Annotated in this window: 17 protein-coding genes; 6 read left to right on the top strand and 11 right to left on the bottom strand. The window is 71.3% G+C overall.

Going from position 1 to position 23,385, the window contains the following annotated elements; all coding sequences use genetic code 11:
* Positions 1–3: 3 nt before the first annotated feature.
* Genes AHOG_RS14860 through AHOG_RS14850 form a run of 3 tightly spaced genes read right to left on the bottom strand, consistent with a single transcriptional unit; the run spans position 4 to position 3,292 of the window.
* Entirely contained in the window at positions 4–816 is an 813-nt protein-coding gene (locus AHOG_RS14860) for an ABC transporter permease (protein ID WP_093941891.1), read from the bottom strand.
* Entirely contained in the window at positions 813–1,784 is a 972-nt protein-coding gene (locus AHOG_RS14855) for an ABC transporter permease (protein ID WP_093941890.1), read from the bottom strand. The genes AHOG_RS14860 and AHOG_RS14855 overlap by 4 nt, the downstream gene beginning before the upstream one ends.
* A complete protein-coding gene (locus AHOG_RS14850; RefSeq protein ID WP_093941889.1) occupies positions 1,781–3,292 on the bottom strand; it encodes an ABC transporter substrate-binding protein in 1,512 nt (503 codons plus the stop codon). Before AHOG_RS14850 ends, AHOG_RS14855 begins: the two co-directional genes overlap by 4 nt.
* 121 nt (positions 3,293–3,413) lie before the next feature.
* On the opposite strand from AHOG_RS14850, the gene AHOG_RS14845 reads away from it, so the two are divergent.
* From AHOG_RS14845 to AHOG_RS14830, 4 genes are all read left to right on the top strand, one after another.
* Complete coding sequence (locus AHOG_RS14845) at positions 3,414–4,103, top strand: TetR/AcrR family transcriptional regulator (RefSeq protein WP_093941888.1); 690 nt, start codon at positions 3,414–3,416, stop codon at positions 4,101–4,103.
* Positions 4,104–4,198: 95 nt separating this feature from the next.
* The gene (locus tag AHOG_RS14840) at positions 4,199–5,218 is read left to right on the top strand and encodes a ferric reductase-like transmembrane domain-containing protein (RefSeq protein WP_093941887.1); all 1,020 of its coding nucleotides are present in this window, start codon (positions 4,199–4,201) and stop codon (positions 5,216–5,218) included.
* A 964-nt stretch (positions 5,219–6,182) separates the two neighbouring features.
* Positions 6,183–7,949, top strand: coding sequence for an ABC transporter ATP-binding protein (locus AHOG_RS14835; RefSeq protein ID WP_093941886.1), 1,767 nt, complete (start codon positions 6,183–6,185; stop codon positions 7,947–7,949).
* Complete coding sequence (locus AHOG_RS14830) at positions 7,946–9,676, top strand: ABC transporter ATP-binding protein (protein ID WP_093941885.1); 1,731 nt, start codon at positions 7,946–7,948, stop codon at positions 9,674–9,676. Before AHOG_RS14835 ends, AHOG_RS14830 begins: the two co-directional genes overlap by 4 nt.
* Before the next feature lie 119 nt (positions 9,677–9,795).
* Here AHOG_RS14830 and AHOG_RS14825 read toward each other — a convergent pair whose 3' ends face one another.
* From AHOG_RS14825 to AHOG_RS14800, 6 genes are all read right to left on the bottom strand, one after another.
* Positions 9,796–11,430 (bottom strand): amino acid ABC transporter ATP-binding/permease protein, encoded by a 1,635-nt coding sequence (locus AHOG_RS14825; RefSeq protein WP_093941884.1) that lies wholly within the window; start codon positions 11,428–11,430, stop codon positions 9,796–9,798.
* The gene (locus tag AHOG_RS14820; RefSeq protein WP_169725861.1) at positions 11,427–13,100 is read right to left on the bottom strand and encodes an ABC transporter ATP-binding protein/permease; all 1,674 of its coding nucleotides are present in this window, start codon (positions 13,098–13,100) and stop codon (positions 11,427–11,429) included. The genes AHOG_RS14825 and AHOG_RS14820 overlap by 4 nt, the downstream gene beginning before the upstream one ends.
* Positions 13,101–13,104: 4 nt before the next feature.
* Positions 13,105–14,121: an ABC transporter substrate-binding protein gene (locus AHOG_RS14815; protein WP_093941882.1), complete on the bottom strand. Its 1,017-nt coding sequence runs from the start codon at positions 14,119–14,121 to the stop codon at positions 13,105–13,107.
* Positions 14,118–14,942, bottom strand: a complete 825-nt coding sequence (locus tag AHOG_RS14810; protein WP_093941881.1) for an ABC transporter ATP-binding protein — start codon at positions 14,940–14,942, stop codon at positions 14,118–14,120. The genes AHOG_RS14815 and AHOG_RS14810 overlap by 4 nt, the downstream gene beginning before the upstream one ends.
* The gene (locus AHOG_RS14805) at positions 14,939–16,057 is read right to left on the bottom strand and encodes a FecCD family ABC transporter permease (protein WP_245856244.1); all 1,119 of its coding nucleotides are present in this window, start codon (positions 16,055–16,057) and stop codon (positions 14,939–14,941) included. Before AHOG_RS14805 ends, AHOG_RS14810 begins: the two co-directional genes overlap by 4 nt.
* Positions 16,058–16,460: 403 nt before the next feature.
* Positions 16,461–17,618: an AraC family transcriptional regulator gene (locus tag AHOG_RS14800; RefSeq protein WP_093941879.1), complete on the bottom strand. Its 1,158-nt coding sequence runs from the start codon at positions 17,616–17,618 to the stop codon at positions 16,461–16,463.
* A 111-nt stretch (positions 17,619–17,729) separates the two neighbouring features.
* Between AHOG_RS14800 and AHOG_RS14795 the strand changes: the two genes are divergently transcribed.
* The gene (locus AHOG_RS14795; RefSeq protein ID WP_093941878.1) at positions 17,730–19,076 is read left to right on the top strand and encodes a flavin-containing monooxygenase; all 1,347 of its coding nucleotides are present in this window, start codon (positions 17,730–17,732) and stop codon (positions 19,074–19,076) included.
* Positions 19,073–19,861: an SDR family NAD(P)-dependent oxidoreductase gene (locus AHOG_RS14790; protein WP_093941877.1), complete on the top strand. Its 789-nt coding sequence runs from the start codon at positions 19,073–19,075 to the stop codon at positions 19,859–19,861. Before AHOG_RS14795 ends, AHOG_RS14790 begins: the two co-directional genes overlap by 4 nt.
* Here AHOG_RS14790 and AHOG_RS14785 read toward each other — a convergent pair.
* Both AHOG_RS14785 and AHOG_RS14780 read right to left on the bottom strand, forming a co-directional pair.
* Positions 19,755–22,826, bottom strand: a complete 3,072-nt coding sequence (locus tag AHOG_RS14785) for a M48 family metalloprotease (RefSeq protein WP_093941876.1) — start codon at positions 22,824–22,826, stop codon at positions 19,755–19,757. The two genes, AHOG_RS14790 and AHOG_RS14785, sit on opposite strands and share 107 nt — an antisense overlap.
* Complete coding sequence (locus tag AHOG_RS14780) at positions 22,823–23,311, bottom strand: hypothetical protein (RefSeq protein WP_211290400.1); 489 nt, start codon at positions 23,309–23,311, stop codon at positions 22,823–22,825. The genes AHOG_RS14785 and AHOG_RS14780 overlap by 4 nt, the downstream gene beginning before the upstream one ends.
* Between the last annotated feature and the right edge of the window lie 74 nt (positions 23,312–23,385).

The following is a 23,385-nucleotide window of genomic DNA, read 5'->3' as shown; positions in this document are numbered from 1 at the left end:
TGTTCACACGACCGCCGCCCCGCTGATGTCGGCGCCCGTACGCGCGGAGAGACGATCGGTGAGCAGGGTGAAGCCGAGTGCCAGCGCGATGATCAGAATCGAGGGCACCAGGACGGGCAGCGGGTTGATCGTCGCTCCCACGAGGTTCTCTCGGACCATCCGGCCCCAGTTCGCCGTCGGTGCGCCCGCGGTGAGCCCGAGGAAGCCCGCTGTCGCCGCGAGCTGGACGGCCGCGACGAAGCGGACGCCCGCGTCGGCCCAGACCGCCTCGGCGATCCCGGGGAGCACGTCGTGGCGGAGGCGATGCAGGACGCCGTCGCCCCTGGCCCAGGCCGTCCTGGCGAACGCGGTGTCGCGGATCTGGTGCGTCGCCTCGCGGATGACCCGGACGGAGAAGGGCGTGGTGACGGTCGCGATCGCGGCCACCACCAGGAGATCGTCGCCGGGAGAGCCCGAGGCCAGCAGCACGAGGACGAACAGCGGAGGCAGCGCCGAGAGGCCGTCGAGGACTCGCAGCGGCACGGCTGCCCGACGTCCGGCGGCCATACCCGTCGCCGCGCCCAGCAGGATGCCGACGACGCTCACGGCGGCGGTGGCGGCGAGCGCCTGCAGGATCAACGTCTGCCCGCCCGCGGCCACCCGAGCCAGCGTGTCACGGCCGAGGAAGTCGGTTCCCAGCGGATGCGCGACGGACGCCGAGGCGAAGGGCGCTCCCTGGACCGCCGTCGTGGAACCCAGGGGGAGGAACGGCCCGAGGAGACCGAACAGCAGCACCGCGAACAGGACGACGCCGACGATGTGGCGGACGGCCCTCACTCGCCGTCTCCCCGACGTGCGCGTCCACCGAGCAGGCGGGCGGTCAGGTCTCCCAGCAGCAGGATCACCAGTGTGCAGGCACTCAACGCCAGACTCAGACCCGCCACGACCGGCACGTCGCGAGTCGCCACCGCCTGGGTGAGTTCGAAGCCGATGCCGGGGTAGTTGAACAGCGTCTCGACGACGATCCCGCCGCCGAGCAGCCCGGCCGCCATGATCGCGAGCGCCTGCACCCCCGGCCCGAGGGCGTTGGGCAGGACGTGCGCCAGCGCCAGGTGCAGGCCGCGGGCGCCGTTCAGCCGGGCGTTCTCGATGTAGGGACTGCGCACGACGCTGATCACGCTGGATCGGACGAGTCGCGTGGTGCCGCCGAGGCCGCCGAGCACCAATGCCGCGGTGGGCAGGACGAGGAGTTCGACATGCTGCCAGGCGAAGTCGCCCAGCGGGACGAGCGACACGGCGGGGAGCACGCCCAGCATCGTGGCGAAGACGGTGAGCAGCAGGGTCGCGAGCAGGAAGTCGGGCGTCGCGATCAGCCCCATCGTGGCCGAACTGAGCACGCGGTCGAGCGCGCGGTTCGCCCGCATGCCTGCGAGCAGCCCGATCGTCACCGACACCACGGCGATCAGCACCACCGCTGTGCCCACGAGCACGAGCGTGTTGACGAGCCTGGGGAGCAGGATCTCGTCCACCGGTCGGCCGGAGACCATGGAGACGCCGAGGTCGCCGCGCAGCGCGCCGCCGATCCAGTCCAGGTAACGCTCGGGAGCCGGCCGGTCGAGGCCGAGCGCATCGCGCACGGCGGCGCGCTCGGCCTCGGTCGCGTCACTGCCCGAGAGGACGCCGACGGCATCGCCGGGCAGGACCTCGGTGGCCCAGAACACGACGACCGAGAGCACCCCCAGCGTGACGACCGCGACGAGGAGGCGGGACACGACGAACGCGAGCACGCCGTCGGTGGTCCTCATGCCGTCAGGCGTGCGATCGTCAAGTCGGGGAACTGCTGGTCTCGTACGCCGCTCACCGCGTCGACGGCGGCGTCGATGCCCGGGACGAACACCGGTCCGATCTGGTTCCCGTCCGCCCACAGCAGCTGTTGTGCCTGGTGCGAGGCCGTCAGCCGTTCCTCCGCCGTCGCTCCGCCACGCGCGGTGATCACCAGGGCGTCGACCTCGGGCAGCACTCCCGGCGTGTGATTCGGCTCGAAGAGCGCGGCCGGGTTGTACCCCGCGGCGAAGGGCAGCGCCGTATAGGCCTCGTAGTCGGCGAACAGCTGTCCCGCGGGCAGCTCGACGAGAACGGCGTCGACCCCGATGGATCTGAGGTTCTCGACGATCAGCGTCGCGGTCTCGACCATTCCGGGTAGTTCGGGGCCGACGGTCAGCTCGACGCTCATGCCGCTGTGACCGGCCTGTTCCACCAGGTCCCGTGCCGCGTCCGGGTCGTAGGCCCGTTGTTCGAGCGCCGAGTGGTAGGTGGGGAATCCCAGGGCGGGGACGTCGTTTCCGACGTACGCCCGGCCGTAGTAGACGTTGTCCACGATGGCCTGCCGGTCGACGGCGAGTTTGAAGGCCTGCCGGACCCGGACGTCAGCGAACGGCTCGAAGTTCGGGTTCATCGTGAATCGCAGGTAGGAGGCGTAGGGCAGTTCGCCGGTCGTCACGTGCACACCCTCGGTGCCGTCGAGGTTGCGCGCCAGCGCGGGAGTGATGCCGCTGATGAAGTCGGCCTGCCCTCCGGTGAGCGCCGCGGCCCTGGCGTCGTCGTCGGCGATCGAGAGGAGCTGGATCTCGTCGAGTGTCGGTTCGTCGCCGATGACCGCTCCGAAGTAGTCGGGGTTGCGGGTCAGCAGGGTCTCCTGTCCTGCCTGGAAGGCCGAGATCACGAACGGTCCGCACGAGGGGGTGTCGATCGTGAACTCCGTGGTGCCCGCCTTGATCGCCAACATGCTCTGACACAGCAGCAGCCTGCCGTCCGCGACGGGGTGCCGGGTGGGAAGGATCAGCGTGTGGTCGTCTTCGATCGCGGCGGCGTCGAGGTCGAAGTCGCGCCCGACGATCTGGGTGAACGGCAGCCCTTGGAGCAGCGCCGGGGCGCGCAGCGAGTAGAGGATGTCGTCGGAGGTCAGGGGTGAGCCGTCGGTGAAGGTGATGTTCGGACGCACGCGCAGCGTGTACGTCATCAGGTCGTCGCTGATGTCGATGGACTCCAGCGCACCGTACCGCACCCCGTCCGCCTCGGTGACGTCGATCATCCCGAGGGCGGCGTGGACCAGCCGGGCGCGGACGAAGTCCAGCGCCGTGGGCCCGACCAGATAGTTCAGTGTCTCGCCCGCGCCTCCGCCGGGGAACGCCGCGCGTAGCCGGCCAGTGGTCGGTGCGGGTGCGGCCGTGCCGCATCCGGCGAGCCCGGATGCGAGGACGGCGGCCGTGAAGGCGCCCAGCCCGAGAAAGCGACGACGATCGAGTTCAACCACGAGAGGTGCCCTTACCTGTCCGGCGCGCGGCACGACGGGCTCGGGAGGAGCCGGACCGCGCGTACTATACGCCGTAGACTAGGCACTGACGAAAATGATTGTCAATTGAGGGGTGAGCCACATGCCTGCTGCCGGCCTGGACCGGGCCGCCGTCGTCCGGGCGGCGCTGGACATCGCGGCCGAGGGGGGCTTCGCCTCGATGTCCATGCGGGTGCTCGCCGAGCGGCTCGCGGTGACGCCGATGGCGATCTACCGCTATGTCGAGAACCGGGAGGCGCTCAATCGGCTCGTGGCCGACGAGGCGGGGAAGCTCATCCGACCGCGTCTCGACCCGGCCGCTCCCTGGCATCGCAATGCGCGCGCCTGGGCCCACGCGCAGCGGAGCGGCCTCCGCCGGTTCCCCGGGTTGGCGGCGTGGTTGACGGCGAACGGCCCTGCTGGTGAACAGGCCTACCGACTGCTCGACGACCTCGCGGAAGGCATGGTGCGAGCCCGGTTCGACGACGAGACGGCTGCCCGGACCTGCGCCCTGATCATGAGCTGGGTCTTCTCCCGCGTCAGCGTCGAGGACGCGGCGGATGCCCGTGCGCGGCAGGCCATGCCGGACCGGGCGCGCGCATTCGTGTCCGGACTGTCCACCGTCGACCCCGCTCGATATCCGGCCGCCGCCCGCGTCGGCGACCGCTTCTTCACGCTCGGCATGGACACCGTCTTCGAGAGCGGTCTGGACGCACTGCTCGACGGCTGTCGGCATCGTGCGGGCGAGTCGATCGAGTCGGAGGCCGGGTCGCCCCCGGCGGGTGCCGGATGAACTCCTTCCGCTCTCGGTTCCACCCCTGCTTCTGGCGAAGGTCATCAGCGACGTGATGCACCGCAGCGGGGAGCGCTGATCTCAAAGGAGAGACGATGCCGACCAGACCCGAACCGAGGAGAAGACCGAACGAGACGACCACTGATCCGAGCGTGTCCACAGGCGAGGGGCGCGGGCGCTCCGGCCGTGCGCCGTCCGGATTCGCCGCCGACCTGCGAGGCTCCGCCCTCGACCTCGGCATCGCCCTGCTCATCACCGCGTCGGTGTTCGTGTTCCTCTACCTTCGCGTACGCGCGGGCCACTCGGACACCGTGTCCGTGATCCCCTACATGGCCGACGCCGACCGGTACTGGGTCTACTTCCTCAGTCAGGCCTTCGGCTGGTCCGCGCTGCTCTGGGCCTATCTCGCCGTCGTCCTGGGACTCCTGGTCTCAGGTCCCCGGCCGGGGTGGCTGCGCTGGCAGCCCGCCAGGATCGAACGCCTGCATCGCACCACCAGCCTCAGCGTGCTCAGCCTGACGGCGGCCCATGCGTTGCTGTACGCCGTGCAGGTGGTCCGCGACAGGGCGCCCGCCGCGTGGGGTGAACGCATCCTCGCCGCCTTCGTCCGAGCCTTCGTGCCTGGTGGACATGACGGCAGCACCGGCTGGATCGCGATGCCGATCGGGCAGGCCGCGTTCTACCTCGCGATCCCGCTCGGCCTGGCGTACTACTTCCGCAGGCGGATCGGGGCCAGGGCCTGGCGGGTCCTGCACCGGTTCATCATCGTCGTCTACGCCCTCAGCGTGTGGCACACACTGCTCTACAGCACCAATGTCTGGTACGAGGGCTGGCCGCGCACGGTGCTCTGGCTGCTCCAGGTCCCGATCGCTCTGCTCCTGCTCTGGCGGCTGATCAGACCTGCCCGGCGCGGGGAGCGGCTCGACATGGCGGCGGAGCGGCAGGGTCTGCTGCCCGCCTGGTCGCGGCTGGCCGGGCGAATACTGGTGGCCGTCATCGCCGTGCTGCTGATCGTGGTGGCCGTGACCGGGTTGGACGGCGGTCGGCTGCGACCCGAGCACGGGGGTGAGGTGCACGATCACGCCGATCCGCACGAGCACGAGGACTCCGGCTGAGGCACGACGGCGCCGGACACGGTGGATGACCTGCCGGTCGGGCGCTCCGGGGGACGATGACGCCGCCCGCCCGTCGATCCTGCCGTGCCCGGGCGTGCGCCGCGGGGCGGGCACGGTTCGGATGGCCGGACGGCCCTGCGGCGGGGTGTGCCGGGTGCGGTTGCGGCAGTCTCGAGGATTCCGCTGCTCGGTCGGGCATGCCCGTCGAGATGGACACGACAGGTCGCTCACCAGATCGCCGGCGCCCGGTTCGGTCACCTCTCGGCATGGCCCCGTGCCTGGCGTTCCGCGTGCTGCATGGCGACGGTGTCTGCTGCCCACCGGTTCGGCGGCGCGGATCGGCAGGGTCTGGCCGCGCGGGCGGCGCACGGCTCGGTATGAGACCTCACGGGGTGGATTCGATCGGGAGGCCTCGCGGTCCGCCTCCGTCGGCGACCTGTCGCGTCGGTTCGCCGGAGTACCGGACGCCGACCCCTCGCGTCGTCGACGGAAGCGGAGATGCGACCATCTTAGTGAAGATGATTATCATGACCGCTTGATGTCTGGTCGGAGGATGTCGACGTCCTGGTCCGGCGGCGGGCGGCGCGCCTGCACCGGACGACCGGGACTCGGTCGCGGGGCGCCCGTTGTCCGGCCGTTCGAAGTCGAATCGCGACGGACGCGGGCGCGATGCTCGGCGACCCGTGGTAGCCAGCTCGGTCGGCCCCGCCGGTCACCGGCCCGGGCGGCCCGACTCCGCTCGACGTCCGGGCCGGAAGACGATCACGAGATCTGGTGAAGGGATGCGGATGGCAGGGCCCGAGGCGATGACGAGGCCGGAGCGGGGTGGGAGGCGTCCGGATCGGACGGCCGCCGGCGATCCGGCATGGATCGATGACGGAGGACTCACAGGCGGCGCGGCCGGCCCACGCGGGAGCGGTCGTCGTCGCGACCGCGTCGGACGCGGGAATGCGGAGACGAACCGATGACGCTGCTGAGACCGGTGCGCGGCACGCTCGCCGTCGCGGTGGTGCTGCAGGCACTGGCCGCCGCGCTCACGGTGATTCCGCTCATCATGGTGTCCGAGATCGGCATGGTGCTGCTCGACCGGAGCTCCGACACGACCGTGTGGCCGTCGGTGGCCGTCGGCGTGGCGGCGACGATCGCGGCCCTGCTCCTGTCCGCCGCCGCCAACCTCATGAGTCACCTCGCGGACAACAGACTCCAACACCACCTCCGCGGCGGGATGGCCGAGCGATTGAGTCGGGTGCCGCTCGGACGTCTGCTGGCCGACGGGCCCACGCGGTTCGGCAAGGTCCTGCACGATGACGTGCACAGCCTGCACCACCTGGTCGCACACGCACTGCTCGACATCGTGTCCCTGGTGGTCACGCCGCTGACCGCCCTGGTCTATCTCCTCCTGATCGACTGGCGGCTGGCGCTGATCAGCATGATCCCGCTGCTTCTCGGCGTCGTCCTCTTCGCGCGGGCGATGAGCGGATCCGCGGACCAGTTCGCCGACTACGCCCGTGCGCAGCAGGAGATCAACGCGGGGGTGTCGGAGTTCGTCGACGGCATCGCCGTGGTGAAGACCTTCGGCGCGCACCGCCGCGCGCACCGACGCTTCCTCGCCGCCGCCGATGCCTTCCACGACTTCTTCAGCACGTGGGCGGGACGGACCACGACGATCACGGCCGCGTCGCAGTCGGTGGTCTCCGCGCCCGCGGTGCTCATCCTCGTGATGTGCGCCGGAGCCGTGATGATCATCGCCGGCTGGATGCCCGCCGCCGCGATCGTGCCCTTCGCCTTGCTGGCGCCGCCTCTGGCGGCCCCGATGGCGACGATCGGAACGCGACTGCAGAACCTGCGGGGCGGAATGTCGGCGGCACGGGCCGTGACCGAGCTCCTGAACGAGCCCGTTCTCCCGGCCCCCTCGGGGCCGGGGCGGATCGAGGGAACGGAGGTCCGGGTCAAGGAGGTGAGCTTCGCCTACCGAGCGGACGCCGACGACGTGCTGCGCGGCGTGAGCCTGGACCTGCGCCCCGGCACGGTCACCGCGCTCGTCGGCCCCTCCGGGGCGGGCAAGTCGACGCTGGCGATGCTGGTGGCGCGCTTCCACGACGTCACCGCGGGCTCGATCACCCTGGGCGGCACCGACGTCCGAGATCTCGACACCACGACGCTGTACCGCAACATCGGCTTCGTCTTCCAGGACGTGGCGCTGCTGCGCACCTCGGTGCTGGAGAACATCCGACTGGGCCGACCAGAGGCGACCGAGGCCGAGGTGCGTGCGGCGGCGGAGGCGGCGCGGATCCACGAGCGGATCCTCGCCGCGCCTCGCGGATACGACTCCGTGATCGGCACCGAGCTGCGCCTCTCCGGTGGCGAGGCACAGCGCCTCTCCATCGCCCGCGCACTGCTCGCGGACACGCCGCTGCTCATCCTGGACGAGGCCACCGCACTGGCGGACCCGCATGCGGAGGCTCAGATCCAGGACGCGCTGTCCGCGCTCACCGCGCATCGGACGCTGCTCGTGATCGCGCATCGGCTCTCCACGATCACCCGGGCGGATCAGATCCTCGTGCTCGACGAGGGCCGTGTCGTCGAGCGAGGCCGCCACGACGATCTGCTCGCCGCGCGCGGCCGGTACGCGCGGATGTGGCAGGCACAGCAGCGCCCGGCCTCGGTGCCGGACCCGATTCGGGTGGCGGCCCCGGGCTCGGCGCAGGCAGATGAGGAGCTCTCGACGTGATTCGTCAACTGTTCGCGGTGCTGGGACCCGCCCACACCCCGGCGCTGCGCAGGCTGTCGGCGCTGCTGATCGCCGCCGCGCTGTCACAGGGCATCGCCTTCGCGACGCTGGTCCCGCTGGTACGCGCCCTGCTGAGCCCGGACCCCGCATCGGCCTGGGCACCGCTCGGAGGCATGGTCGTGGCGGCGTCGGTCGCCGTGGTCGCTCAGTTCATCGCACAGCGCCAGGGATTCCGCGTCGGCTCGGCTGTCGCCCGACGCCTGCACCACCGCCTGGGCGACGCCATCGCGCGACTGCCACTGGGATGGTTCAACCCCGCGCGGGTCGGCGAACTCGCCCGGACGAGCAATCAGCGGGTGATGGCCGTGATGACCGTGCCCGCGCATCTGCTGCGTCCACTGTGCAACGGAGTCGTCAGCCCGGCCGCGGCGATCGCCGCGATGTATCTCTTCGACTGGCGGCTCGCTCTGGTGATGACGCTCTTCGCGCCGGTCCTGGCCCTCGTCGCGAAGCGGGCCTCGGATATCGTCCAGCGGTCTGACTCGGCCCGGGACGAGGCGATGGTCGAGTCGGCGAACCGCGTGGTGGAGTTCACCAGGAATCAGCCCGTCCTGCGTGCGTTCGGACAGGAAGGGCGCGGTCGCAGGCTGCTCGACGAGGCGTTGCGCACTCGACGCGACGTCGATCGCTCGATGATCTGGCGGAGCCTTCCCGGCCTCACCGGCTTCGGCTTCATGGTGCGGGTCGGCTTCGCCGTCATGCTCGTGCTCGGGGTGGCGTTCGTCATGGACGACACACTCGACGTGCCGACCATGCTCGCCGTGACCGTGCTCGTCGCGCGGTTCCTCGAGCCGATGACGGTGGCCGCCGACCTCTCCGCGGCGCTACGGCTCTCGTCCAACGCCCTGAACGAGGTGAACCGGGTGATCCAGGAGCCGACCCTCCCCGAACCGGTGACACCGAGGCTGCCGGCGAGCACCGAGGTCGAGTTCGACGGCGTCGGATTCGGCTACGGCGAAGCCGCGGTGCTGCGCGACGTGTCCTTCCGCATGCCCGCCCGAGGGCTCACCGCGCTGGTCGGCCCGTCCGGCTCGGGGAAGACGACGATCGCGAGGCTCCTCGCACGCTTCTGGGACGTCGACGCGGGCGCGGTTCGGATCGGCGGGATCCCGGTGACCGACATCGGCACGGAAGGGCTGACCCCGCTCGTCTCCACCGTGTTCCAGGACGTGTATCTCTTCGACGGAACCGTCCGGGACAACGTCCTGCTCGGACGGCCGGACGCGAGCGAGGACGAGCTGCGTGCCGCCGCCACGCTCGCCGGCCTCGACGAGGTGGTCGCCGAGCTTCCCGAGGGCTGGGAGACCACGGTGGGGGAGGGCGGCACCAGGCTCTCCGGGGGACAGCGACAACGGGTCTCGATCGCCCGCGCCCTGGTGAAGGACTCACCGATCGTGGTGCTCGACGAGGCGACCGCGTCGTTGGATCCGGAGAACGACGCGATCATCCAGGCGGCGATCTCGACGTTGGCGAAGGACAAGGCGCTTCTCGTCATCGCACACCGACTGAACACGGTGACCAGCGCGGACCGGATACTGGTGCTCGACGAGGGTCGGATCGTCCAGCAGGGCGGCCATCATGAACTCGTCGACGTGCCGGGGCCCTACCAGGAGTTCTGGCGAAGCAGAAGCAGGGCGAAGGGGTGGCGGCTCTCCTCGGCACGATGAGGCCCCCGAGAGTCGTGGCCACGGCGGGCGGCTCGCCGTCGGGAGGCGATCCGGCGTGTGGAGGCGCGCGTCGGCAGCCGGCGGTCACGTCTCATGGCGGGACGTCGACCCGCACCACGTCACCGCAGGCCGACCCGACGGTCGGCGGTGGCGATCGTGGCGGGTCGGTGCGCGATCAGCAGCACGGCGCGATCCGCCGACTGATTGAGCAGTTCCATGACGGCGGCGTCGGCGTCGGGATCGAGCGACGCGGTGGGCTCGTCGAGGATCAGGACACGCGGCTCCCGCAGGAGGGCACGGGCGATCGCGACGCGGGCGCGCTGTCCACCGGACAGGCCGGTGCCGTACTCCCCGACGGGGGTGTCCAGCCCGCCCGGGAGCCCGGCCTCCGGGGCGAGGAGTCCGGCCGCCCGCGCGGCGTCGGCGATGCGCGCCTCGGTGGCGTCCGGGTCGCCGAGGACGATGTTGCCGCGAATGGTGCCGCGCAGCAGCGGGGAGCTCTGGGGGACGACGGCGACGAGACCGCGCAGCTCGTCGTCGGACAGGTCTCGCAGGTCGACGCCGTCGACGCGAACGGCTCCCGCGTCCGGGTCCCACATGCGCAGGGCGAGCCGAGCGGCGGTGGTCTTGCCGGTCCCGGACGGGCCGACCAGCGCCACCGTCTCGCCGGGGCGGACGTGCAGGCTGACGTCGTCGAGAACGCGTCCGCCCTGGCCGTAGCCGAAGGTGACGTGGTCGAAGACGAGACCCCGCTCTCCTGGGACCCGCGCCGGGGCGCCCGGTATGCGGCGCCCGGTGCGGTCGGGGACGGCGGGCGGCATGGCGAGCACGTCGGTGATGCGGCGCGCGGACGCCCGCAGGGTTCCCGCGTTGCGCAGCAGGTCGGCGATCTGAGCGGCCGGACCGAGCCCGGCTACGGCCACCGTGACCGCGGGCGGGATGTCGGCGGGCGCGATCGCGTCGCCGCTGATCAGGACGATCCCGATGGCGCCGAGGGCGGCCAGGGCGAGGGTGATGTCGGCGATGCCGCGTTCGAACCCCAGCCGGGCGGCTTCGCGACTCTGGATGCGTGCGAGCGCGCGGGTGTCGTCGGTGATGCGGTCCAGCTGCGTATGAAGGGCGTGGGCCCCGGTGAGCTCCCGGAGACCTCGGACGGTGTCGATCAGCTCGGATCGCACCGTCGCGGCCCCTGCGGCGAGGGCGTCGCCGTCGCGTCGCGCTCGACGGGCGGTGGCCAGGGGCACGGCGATGCCGATCAGCAGGAGCGGCACCCAGACGAGCAGCAGCAGCGGGGCGATGGACAGGGACACGGCGGTGCTGATCGAGAGGATGAGCAGGGCGCTCAGGGTCTGCGCGGCGGTGTGGGCGTAGAGCCATTCGAGGGTCTCGATGTCGGAGACGACCGTGGTGAGGAGGTCGCCGGTCCGTCGGTGACGGGTGCGGGCGGGCAGCGCGCGGTGAAGCGCGTCGAAGACCCGGCCGCGCAGGAGTCCGATGATCCGATAGGCCAGATCGTGAGACACCCAGGACTCGCGCCACGCCGCCGACGCGGCGGCGATCGCCACCGCGCACAGGAGGAGAGCCGGGACATGCGACGCCGGTGCCTCGCCCGCGGCGACGCGCCCGACGACGAGTGCCGATCCGAGGGCGATCGCGAACACGGACGTCTGGAGGACGACGCTCCACAGAACCGTCTCGGCGAAACGGCCGCGGTGGGCGGCGATCAGCGGCAGCAGCCGCAGCACGACCCTCATCGGGCGCGCTCGGCGGTGGCGCGTGGTGCGGGCGGGCCCTCGCCTGCCGCGGTGATGCGTCCGTTCCGCAGCTCGATCCACCGGCTCGCGTGGGAGCAGGCACTCTCGCGGTGGGCGATGACGATCGTCGTGCGCGCGGGCGCGGCGGCGATCGCGTCCATGACACGCCGTTCGGTCTCGGCGTCGAGGGCGGAGGTGATCTCGTCCAGGACCAGCACGGGGGCGGGCGACAGGAGTGCCCTGGCGATGGCCAGTCGTTGTCGTTGTCCGCCGGAGAGCTGTTCGCCGTTCTCGGCCAGCACGGTGTCGTATCCGGCGGACAGCGCGCACACCACCTCGTGGACGTCGGCGACACGGGCCGCCTGCTCGATCTCGGCGTCGGTGGCATCGGGCCGGTACAGACGCAGGTTCTCGCGCACGGTCCAGGCGAACAGCGCGGGGTCCTGTGCGACGACCACCACGCTGCGGCCGCGTGCCCGAGGCGTGTACTCGCGCAGGTCGACGTCGTCGATGCGCACCCGTCCGCCGTCGGGGTCGATCTCACGTTCCAGCAGGCGCGCGAGGGTGCTCTTGCCCGACCCGGAGGGTCCGACTACGGCCACCGTCTCACCGGGTGCGATCCGGAGTCTCAGGCCGGCGACCCCGGTGTCGGTGCCGGGGTACCGGTAGGTGAGGTCGACGATCTCCACCAGACCTTCGACCGCCGGGTCGGCGTGGACTCCGGTCTCCCGGATCGACGGCGGAGTGGACAGCAGTCGATCCAATCCGTCCACCGCGGTCAGCCCGAGGTATCCGGCGTGCCAGTGGGTGCCGAGGTCCTGTACCGGGCGGAAGCACTCGCGGGCCAACAGCAGCACGGTCACCGCGGCCGTCGCCCCGGTGCTGCCCGAGATCACGGCGGTGACGGCGGCGACCACGGCCAGGACCGTGCCCAGGTGCAGGGCCAGTGAGCTGACGAAGGTCTCGGCGACCGAGACCCGCAGCTGGGCCATGGTCGATCGACGCAGGTCCTCGGCCCTGGTGCTCAGCTGGGCGGAGACCCGTCCGGAGGCGCCGAACGACCGCAGCAGGGGCGTCTGCTGCAGTGCCTCGACGTAGTCCGACGACAGTCGGGTGAAGCGGCCCCAGCGGTCGCGTCCGTTGCGCAGCAGTCGAGCGTCCCAGGCCCGCGGGGCGATCACCGCGACCGCGGCGGCCACCGCGAGGACGGCCCCGGCACCGCTCGAGTGCGTCGCCGCGAGCAGCACGGTCGCCGCGGGCACGAGGATCACGACGATCAGCTGCGGCAGATAGCGCGTGTAGTAGGCGTCCAGCCCGTCCACGCCATCGATGACCGTCGCCGCGGCGGTCCCGGAGTCGCGTTCGGCGGTGGGGATCGCGGCCAGCCGCGTCAACAGTCGCCTGCGCAGTCGGATGCGCACCGACGCGCCCACGCGGGCCGCCATCGGTTCCCGTGCCCAGATCACCAGACCCCGGACGACGGTGATCGCGGCCAGCACGGTCACCGAGTCGACCAGGTCGTGATCGCCGCGCACGAGCGCCGCGATCACCGAACCGGCGGCGATGGCGAACACGATGTTCAGGGCGGACAGCGCCAGCCCGACACCGGCCAGGGCGAGGATCGCACCTGGCACGGCGCCGGCGAGCTGAAGGAGCCTGCGATGGATCACCGAATCAGAAGACGTCGGGATAGAGGCGTTCGGCGATGTCGCGGACGACCGAGATGTTGCCGAGCGTGCCGGGGAAGACATCGGCGCTGGACACGGCGATCAGTCTGTCCTCACGCACCGCGGGCAGGTCGGGGAACGTGGTCGTCAGGTACTCCCGCGTCGCGGCCTTGTGATCCTCATCGTACGCCGAGAACACCAGCGCGTCGGGCTGCTCCGCGGCCAGGGACTCCGGTGTGATCGTCGCGGCGAAGAACTCCGAGAACGCCTCCTGCTCGGGACCGTAGACGTTGTCCGCCCCGGCCAGCCGAAGGATGTCGTACTCGATGCCGGCCCCGATGGCCTGCAACGTGGTGCCCTCGACATACACCTGGGCGACCCGAAGCGGCTCGACGTCGGCGATCGCCGCGGCGACCTCGTCGAGCTCCGTCCGGCTCCGTGCGATGAGGTCGGCGGCCTCATCGGGGACATCGAAGATCCTGCCGAGGTTCTCCAGGTCCGCGAACAGGTCGGTGACCTCGCCGGTCATGCGTCGCTCGAAGCACCCGCCGGTGGCGACGTACACGGCCGCGCCGCCCTGCTGGAGTTGATCGATGCTCGCGAAACCCTGCTCCGCGGTGAACTCGTAGGTGGTGGGCGAGTAGACGAAGTCCGGTCGCACCGCCAGCAGGTCCTCCCGGCTGGGCGGCTCGATCCCGCCGATCACCGGGACGGCCTCGGCCGAGGCGGCGACGTCCTCGGGCAGCGCCTGCGCGGCGGCCTGCGCCTGACCCGCGAGCCGGTCTGCCAGGCCTAAGCGCAGCAGCAGCTCGGTCTGCGCCGGATGCATCCCCACCGCTGCCTCGGGGACGCCGTCGACGACCACCTCGCGATCGCAGTTCTCCAGGATCGTCGCATCGGCCGCGTCGTCTGGACTCTGCTGCGCGGTCACCGACGATCCGCAGGCGGTGAGCAGCAGGGTGCCGACGGCGACCGACGCGACGACGCCGGTGACACGTCTGTGGGCGGGAAGGAGGATCTTCATGACGGGGTGCTGCTTTCTGCTCGGTCGTCGGTGGACGAGGGCACGGGAGACGGGTCGGCGGTGTCGAGCCTTCGGAAGGCGAACACGGGATCGTGGGCGTCGCCCAGCACGCGAACGTCGACTCGGAACGTCGCGCGGATCAGCTCCGGCGTGAACACCTGCCGCGGTGGTCCGGCGGCGATGACGCACCCGGCCTGGAGCACGACGACGTGATCGCAGTACCGCGCGGCGAGGTTCAGATCGTGCAGCGCGGCGATCGTCGTGCGTCCGAGGCCGCGCACGGTGCTCAACAGTTCATGCTGGTGACTGATGTCGAGGTGGTTGCTCGGCTCGTCCAGCACCATCACCGGGCTCTGCTGGGCCAGCGCGCGCGCGAGCATCACCCGCTGCCGTTGCCCGCCGGAGAGGGTCGCCACCATTCGATCCGCCAGTTCGGTGATCCCGGCGCGACGCATCGCGTCCGCCACGACGTCCTCGTCCGCCGCGGTGTCCCGTCCGAACGAGGCATGGTGGGGGACTCGACCGAGCATGACCGTCTCCTCCACGCTCAGGTCGAAGTCCGTCGACGGGTCCTGCAGCATCACCGCCACCGCCCGCGCCGCCTGTCGCCCGCTCAACCGCTGGACGTCCTGCCCGTCGACGTACACGGCCCCGCGTCGCGGTCGGACCGCTCGATAGAGCGTGCGCAGCAGGGAGGACTTGCCGCTGCCGTTCGGACCGACCAGGCCCACGACGGTGCCGGGCTCGACGACCAGGGACGCCTCACGCACCACGTCCCGTCCCCCGAGAGCGACCGTGACGTCCTCGAATCGCACTCTCATCGACCGAACCCCGCACGTTCCGCGCCGCCGCGGCGCATCAGCCATAGGAAGAACGGCGCCCCGACGAAGGCGGTGAGGATCCCCAACGGAATCTCCGTAGGCGTCGCCACCGTCCGCGCCAGCAGGTCGGCCCCCATCAGGAACACCGCCCCGCCCAGCATCGTGATCGGCAGCATCCGCCGATGGTCGGCGCCGACCAGGATGCGCGCGATGTGCGGGATGACCAGCCCGACGAATCCGATCCCGCCCGCGACCGCCACGACCGTGCCGGTCACCAGCGACGCCGTCACCAACAGCAGTCCCCGCAGGCGAGTGGCGTCGACCCCCAGCGACATCGCCGACTCGTCCCCGGTCATCAGCGCGTTCAGCGATCGAGCCAGTGTCAGCGCCACCACGGCGCCCACCACGAGCGCGATCGCGGGCCCGAGCAGGCTGGACATGGTGGCCGCCGACACGCTGCCCAGCAGGAAGAACAGCACGCTCACCACGTTCTGCGCGCTCGTGGAGATCGTCAGGTAACTCGTGATCGCGCTGAACAGCGTGCCTAACGCCACCCCGGCCAGGATCATCCGCGTCGGGGAGATCGTCCCGTCTTTGCGGGCGAGCGCGGCGACGCACAGGCAGGCCGCCGAGGCGCCGACGAACGCCGCCACGTTCAGGGACAACCCGCCCAGCGCGGCGGAGCCGAACACGATCACCAGCACCGCGCCGACGCTCGCCCCGGACGACACCCCGAGGATGTACGGCTCCGCGAGTGGATTGCGGACCGTGACCTGCATCAACGCCCCCGCGAGTGCGAGACCCGCTCCGGCGATGCCTGCCAGCAGGGTTCTCGGCAGCCGGAACTGCCAGACGGCCTGGTCCTGCAGGGGCGTCAAGGACCCGTCCGACATCCACGGCATGCCCGGCAGCAGGTGTCCGACGACGATCTTCGCGGCCTGCACCGTGCTGACCGGAACCGAGCCGGTGGCGCCGGAGACGACGACCAGCGCGCACACGGCGAACGCGAGACCGACGCCGAGCAGCCAGGTGCGCGCCGCTCGTCGACGCCGGGCGATGTGGACCGCGGAGCGTTCCGAGCCTGCCGACGAGGTCGCAGGGGGAGCTGATGGCACGCGGTGGCACATTACTGACAATGATTCTCATGCGCAAGTGTGTGTCCGCGGTGGACGCCGGCCGCGCACCGGGGGAGCGACGACCGAAGGCGACGGATCGGCGGCCCGTGAGACCGCGGGAGCACCGCGGGAGTCCGAGGCTCACGCCCCGATGTCGCCTGCCCCGCACCGCCTGCCCGGGTTCGTCGGACGAGTACGAGCGTCTCCGCGCCGCGCCGCCTGAAGCGTGGTGCGCTCACCGACGAGACGCGGTGCCGCCGACCCGGCACCGCGCGCGTCTGATCGGCTCCGCAGGCGGTGCGGACCGGCCGAGCCCGCCCGGGCGTCTCGACACACGGCTGGGCGGCCTGCGGTGACGACGCCCATCTGCCGACCCCACCGCGACCGAGGCCGGGTCCCGCCTTCAGGAACCGCTCTCGCGTCCTCTCGCGAGGATTGCCGTGGTGCTGGAACTCTCGCCCGCCGGAGTACGCGGTTCCGACACCGGCGCCGCCCCCTCGTGGCGCGGCTCGTCGAACTCGACGCCACGGCGGTCCGGTCGGCGGCGGATCATGCTGGGCGGTTCTCCGGTCCAGCGCAGGTAGGCGCGACGGAATTCGCGGGCGTCGCTGAAACCGATCCGATGTGCGACGGCCTCGATCGTGAGCATCGGATCACGGAGCAGGGCGACCGCCCGCCGCCTGCGCACGCGGTCGCGGATGGCGCTGTACCGCTCGCCCGCGGCGGTGAGTCGACGACGCAGGGTCCGCTCGGTGATCCGCAGCCGCCGCGCGGTCTCGGCCATGGTGATGCGGGCCCGGAGATCGCGGCCGATCATGGTCTCCACCGAGGCGACGAGGTCGGGGCGGCCCTCGTCGGCGTCGAGCAGCCTGCGACAGGTCTCCACGGCGACCGCCCTGGTCGGCTCGTGGTGGGTGGGAAGCGGGCGTGTCAACACCGCGGTGGGGAAGACCAGTCTGTTGGCCCCGGCGTCGAACCGCAGCGGGCAGCGGAAGAGGCGGTGATACTCCTGGACGTATCGCGGGGCCGGATAGGCGAGTTCGACTCGGACGGGCGACCAGGCCGCACCGAGCATCGCGCGAATGAACATCAGGGTGCTGCTCAGCGCCTCCTCGCAGAGGAACACGATCAGCTCCGAGTCGGGCCGTAGCTCATGCAGTCGCAGTGCCGTCTCGCCGCCGAACGTCTCGACGTCCAGGTCCAGCAGGCTGCCCGCGGCCTGATGCAGTTCCCGGGCGACCGCCAGAGCGTCGGCGGCGGTGGCACATGATCTCATCGCGACGCCGAGCATGCCGAACGACAACAGCGTGTCCCGACAGCCGACCCGAAGGCCGAGCGGTCCATCCGGCATCATGCGCACCGCGCGGCGCAGCACGACGGCGGCCTGGCGGTAGGACACCCGCATCGAGCCCGAGGTGGCGAGGTCGGTCGGATCCAGTCCGGTGCCGGAGAACCAGTGACCGACAGGATGACCCTCGCGCCTGCCGACCGCGACGGCGCCCGACAACACCGACGGCGGGATGACGGCTTCCGTCAGTCTCGGAACGCCTCGTTCGGCCACCCCGCACCTCCCGGTCCGGTCTGCCCCCCATGCTAGCCGACCTCACCCTGTCGACATGGTCACCGAGACCGCTTCACTGAAGTGGCGGCACGTCGAACGACGGGAGGGATCATGACGGCAGGTCGTGAGCGGGTGTGCGTCATCGGCGCCGGGCCCGCCGGATTGTCGGCGGCGAGAGCTTTTCGGCGACTCGGTATTCCCTACGACCAGTATGAACGGCATTCCGACGTCGGGGGCATCTGGGATCTGGACAATCCGGGAACGCCGATGTACGAGTCCGCGCACTTCATCTCCTCCCGGAAGACCTCCGGCTTCTTCGACTTTCCGATGCCCGACTCCTTTCCCGACTACCCGAGCAACCGGCTGATCCTCCGCTACACGCGGGACTTCGCGACCGCCTATCGTCTACGCGAGTCGATCCGATTCCGCACGGCCGTCGACGGAGTCGAGCGCGTCGACGACGGCTGGGTGGTGACCCTCGATGACGGCACCCGCCACGAGTATGGGGCGGTGGTGTGCGCGACGGGCACCACGTGGGCGCCGCGCATGCCGGCCCTGTCGGGCGACTTCGCAGGCGAGATCCGGCATTCCTCGACGTATCGCTCGCCACTGGAGTTCCGGGGCAGGCGCGTCCTGGTGGTCGGCCTGGGCAACTCCGGCGCCGACATCGCCTGCGATGCGGCGGCTCACGCCGACACCGCCCTGGTGAGCGTCCGGCGGGGATACCACGTGATCCCGAAGCATGTCTTCGGCATCCCCAGCGACGAGTTCAGCGAACGCGGACCGACGCTGCCGTCCCGCCTCGAACAGCCGCTGTTCCGGGCGCTGCTGCGACTGCTGCAAGGCGATCTCACCAGGTATGGGCTGCCCACACCGGATCACAGACTGTTCGAGACGCATCCGCTGCTCAACAGTCAGCTCGTCCACCACCTGCAACACGGCGACGTCGCGATCCGTCCCGACGTCGCCCGCCTGGCGGACTCCCATGTCCGGTTCGTCGACGGCAGCACCGAGGAGGTCGACCTCGTGCTGTGTGCCACCGGCTACGACTGGAGCATCCCGTACGCGGAGAAGTACTTCGACTGGCGGGACGGCAGGCCGGACCTCTACCTGACGGCGTTCAACCGGCGACACCACAACCTGTTCGGACTCGGCTACATCGAGATCAACTCCAGTGCCTACGCCGTCTTCGATCATGTCAGCAACCTCATCGCGCAGTATCTGCACGACCAGGTCCACTCGCCCGACGGCGCCGCGCGGTTCGACAGGATGATCGCCTCCGACCGCCCCGATCTCAGCGGCGGAATCCGTTTCGTGAACTCGCCACGACATCGCTCCTATGTGGACGCGCACGCCTACCGCCGACAGCTGGCCCGGGTGCGCGACCGCGTCGGCTGGACGGACCTGACTCCGGGCATGTTCGCCCGCCCGACGGCGCCGCGGGGGGTGCGGGCATGAAGACGGCGGTCGTCACCGGAGCGGCAGGCGCCATCGGCACCGCCGTCTGCACGAGACTGAACCTTCGCGGCTTCCACGTCATCGCCGTGGACCTCGATCACGAAGGCCTGGACCGACTTCCGGAGCCGGTGACCAGGCTGCCGATCGACCTCACGGCACCTGACTTCCCGCTGGTCGTCGTCGCCGAGGTCGAGGCACGGGGCGCACGGTGCGACCTGCTCGTCAACAACGCGGGACTCGTGGTCACCAGACCGTTCGAGGAGGTCACCGTCGCGGAGAGCCGTCGCGAGCAGTCGGTGAACCTCCAGGCGCCCATGCAGCTCAGCCGCGCGTTGTACCCCGCGTTACGTGCCGCGCGAGGTCACCTCGTGTCCGTCGTGTCGATGGGCGCGCTGCTGCCGCTGGCGGAGAGCGCGGGTTACAGCGCCTCGAAGGCCGGGCTGCGAGCCTTCATGCTCGCCCTGGCGATGCTCGAACGCGAGACCGGGGTGCGCGTCGGCATGGTGCATCCCGCCTCGGTGGACACCCCCATGCTGCGTCACGAGGTCACCGACGGCGGGTCCGCGCTCAACTTCCTCGGAGACCCGATGAGCGCGGACACCGTCGCCGCCGCCGTCGTGGCCAACCTCGACCGGCCCCGGTTGGAGACCTTCCTGCCCCGCTACGACGGGTGGCTGCTCAAGACCGTCGGTCTGACCCCGGGCCTGCTGCCGCGCCTCCGCCCCCTGCTCGAACGCCTGGCGCAGCCGGGACTGCGGAGATACCGGCGCAGACACGGGCTGTGACGGGCACCCCGGCAAGGAGGCCGACCGAGTTCGGGTTCCGGGGCGGGTCGGTGGACGGCACCGGGGTCGAGACGGGCTTCGGCGGTGTGCCAGCCGCTGTGGTGGCTCGTCGCTTCCGACCGACGCGGACGAGCCGGTGCCGGTCGCGGCCTCTCGTCGAGGCGCGAAGCACCCGGTCACCGGTGTTCTGGGCGGTGACGAGGTCCTGCATGGCGGCGTCGAAGTCCTCGGCCTGGTCGGCGTCCAAGGCGATCTCGCACTCCCGGCCCGCCTGCCAGGCGAGCACGAGGAACGACTCCCACAGTTCGTTCGCCGAGGGATCGGGAACGCGGAAGTATCGGACGCCCTCCTCCGCGAAGGCGACGATCTCCGTGCAGTGGGGGCGGACGTGGTGGAGTTCCGCGATGGTCGCACCGGCCTCGACTCCCGCGGTGACGGCCGCGAACAGATCGCGTCGGTGGACGGAGAAGTCGTCCAGCAGATCGTCGCCGCCGTAGCCGAACCAGGCCTCGACCTGCATCGCTCGCGTGGACGCGGGCACCGGCCCGTCCGGCGGGGCGTCCATCGCCTGACGGGAGGCCTGCTGCACCTCCGCCGGGGTGGGCACCCGGCCCGCCACCGGGGCGCGCTGAACGAACGCGACGGTCGACACGGCCAGCGCGCCGACCAGGAGCACGAGCACACCGGCGCGGGCCGGCCCGATCGTCCGAGGTCGAACCGCCCGCCGTGCGCTCACGGATCGGGGCGCGCCCACCAGTCCCGCCGTCAACAGGACGAACGGCAGGGCGGGCAGCAGGATCAGGTCGAACAGCCGCCGGGCCACACCGGTCTCCGACGAACAGGCGCCGTCGGCGAGGGCGAACGGCGGGATACAGCCGTCGGAGACACGCGACAGGAGCAACGCCCCGAAGCACAGCAGTGTGGCGGTGCCCGCGGCGATGAGGGCGGCCGCCAACCGGTGCTCGGGTACGGTCCGGCGGGCAACGGCGGCGGCCGCCGCAGCGGCGACCAGGAAGGCGAGCTGCATTCCGAACAGTTCGGCCGTCACGAAGGCGGTCGGCGACGCATCGACGTCCACACCGAACCAGGTCCCGACGGGGGCGACGACGATCGCCGCGCCGAGGACGCCCCCGCAGACGCCGGGCAGCAGCACTCGGCGGAAGGCGGGCAGCGGCGGTCCGGGTCTGATCCGGTCACCGGCGAGCGCGGCGAGCGCCCACCGGGGCGGGTCGATACCGGGCCGCGACCACCATGCGAGCATCGGAACGACCCACAGTCCGATGAGCGCGGCGATCGCGAACGGCAGGGCGAGCACGTTGGTCGTCGTGTTCATGATCGTGACGAACGCGGTGTCGACCCACGTCACCGGCGCGTCGTCCGGCGCCGTGCCGAGCAGGTAGGTCACCAGGTCGTCGCGGACGCCCGCGACGTCGAACCACCATCCCGCGCCTGCCGCGACGCCCTGGGTCTGCCACCAGACGAACCACACCGACAACGCCGAGGACGCGGCGGCCACGCTCAGCAGCATGACGCCGCGCAGCGAACGGCCACGCCACGCGACCACCCACAGGCGTGCGCAGTGCGTCGACCACGAGGTGAACGCCACCGCGATCACGGGGAGCAGCAGGAACACCCACGGCCGGGCGGGCAGCCACTCGTTGATCGTGCCCTGTCCCGCGGCGAGCCCGCCGAGCATCATGCCCAGGCCGAGCCACAGGCCCGCCCGGATGCTCGACGGCCCGGGAACGCCGATGAGGGCGCTGAACACCACGGCACGCCAGAGGGCGACCCCGACCACTCCCGCCACCAGTGCCGCCGCCGCCAGGGCGGCCCCGTGCTGTGCCCAGGAACTGAGCTGTGCGTACTGCGTGAGCGCGAACATGGTGTGGGAGTGCGTGATCGTGGCGGCCGCACCGGTCAGGAACAGCGGAAGCGCGTACACCCCGAACAACACGGCCGGGTCGGTCAACGCCCTGCGCCGCACCTCCCAGCGCGGATGCGTCCGCCACAGCTCCAGGAACGCGCGCAGCAGGCGACGTCGGGTGCCGACGTCGTCGGCGTCGAGCCTCGACCAGCCCGTAGGGTCGGCACCCCGGCGCACCGCCGTGAGGTCGGCGTACACCTCGCGGCTGCGCAGCACGTCGGCGCGGGCGAGGTAGACCAGCATCGTCAACAGGGCGGTCAGCAGCAGGCCTCGGGTGACGATCGGCGCCTCGCTGCTCCACACCGGCGAGTTCGGCGCCCGCTGGAACATCAGCACGCACCACAGCAGGAACGGGGGCAGGGCCACCCCGAGGTAGACCCGCCATAACGCCACGGTCAGGTAGGTGATGGTGACGTCGCCGTTGGCGATGTGGGCGAACTCGTGCGACAGCACGGCCCGGAACCGGAGCGGGTCCACGGCGCGCAGGGCCAACAGGCCACCGTGCAGACGCACCGTGGCGCGGCCGGTTCGACCGAAGACCACCGCGCCCGCCGAGGACGCGCTCACGTCGATCACCACGCGCGGCGGTCGGCGAAGTCCGGCGGCCTCGGCGAGCTCGGCGACCACCCGTGCGACGGCGCCGTCATGGTCGACCGCCGCCAGCGGCACGGCACGACCGCGGCGGGCCTTCCACCGGGACAGCGCCCAGAACACCAGCGCGGTGAGCAGCGCCAGCACCGCCCACCAGCCGGGCAACACCCACCACGGCGGCGGGGGCGCGTAGCGGATGCTGCACGCGCGATAGGCCTCCCATTGCAGTCCACGCCGGGCGATCACGTCCGCCGCCGAGTCGATCCCCGGGGCGACACCGGCGGCCAGCGAGCAGCCGAAACCGTCATACGCCGACAACGCGAGGGCGACGTGGAGCACCATCAGACTGCTGCTCATCACCAACAGGGCGACCAGCAGGACGAACCGTACGGTCGTGCCGGCGCTCAGCGCTCGTTCGTCCACCCGGGACGGCGAGCCGTGCGTGTTCACCGCACCGCGCGTGCGGCGTCGGCCCCCGGTGTCGGGTCGTCGCCGGTGTGCGACACCAGGCTCCGCGCCACGGCGTCGGCGACTTTGACGGCCGTGGCCGGGTCGATCTCCTTGCGTGTGAGGAGGGCGAGCACCTCTTGGCGGACCTCGTCGCGCTGCTCCGCGGTCAACACGGGAAGGGCGGTATGCCGTCGACGGCCACGTCGGAACCTGCGCAACAGGCGCTTCACACCCGTGGTCGCGCCGTCGACGGTGGCGCCGGCGAATCGTTGCGCCACCTCATCGAGCAGCAGCCAGACCACCGGGGTGACCAGCGCGACGACCTCGCCCCAGCCGAAACCGAGCGGCTCCCGCCGGGGTCCCGAGCGACGGAGCCTGCGGACCACGGTGTCGTCGTCGTAGACGGCCATGCCGTCCACCAGGGGAAGCTCCTCGGGCGCGGCCTCGGCCACGACCTTCCGTACGACGTCTCGCACCGCTGCCATGTCGACCACGCCCTCGCCTCGCCGGTGCCGCCGAGTATGGCGCAGATCACGTGTGCACGGGGTGGGTTCTGCGG

The organism is Actinoalloteichus hoggarensis (assembly GCF_002234535.1).
Taxonomy (GTDB): domain Bacteria; phylum Actinomycetota; class Actinomycetes; order Mycobacteriales; family Pseudonocardiaceae; genus Actinoalloteichus_A; species Actinoalloteichus_A hoggarensis.
This window is presented reverse-complemented; position numbering and strand designations above follow the sequence as displayed.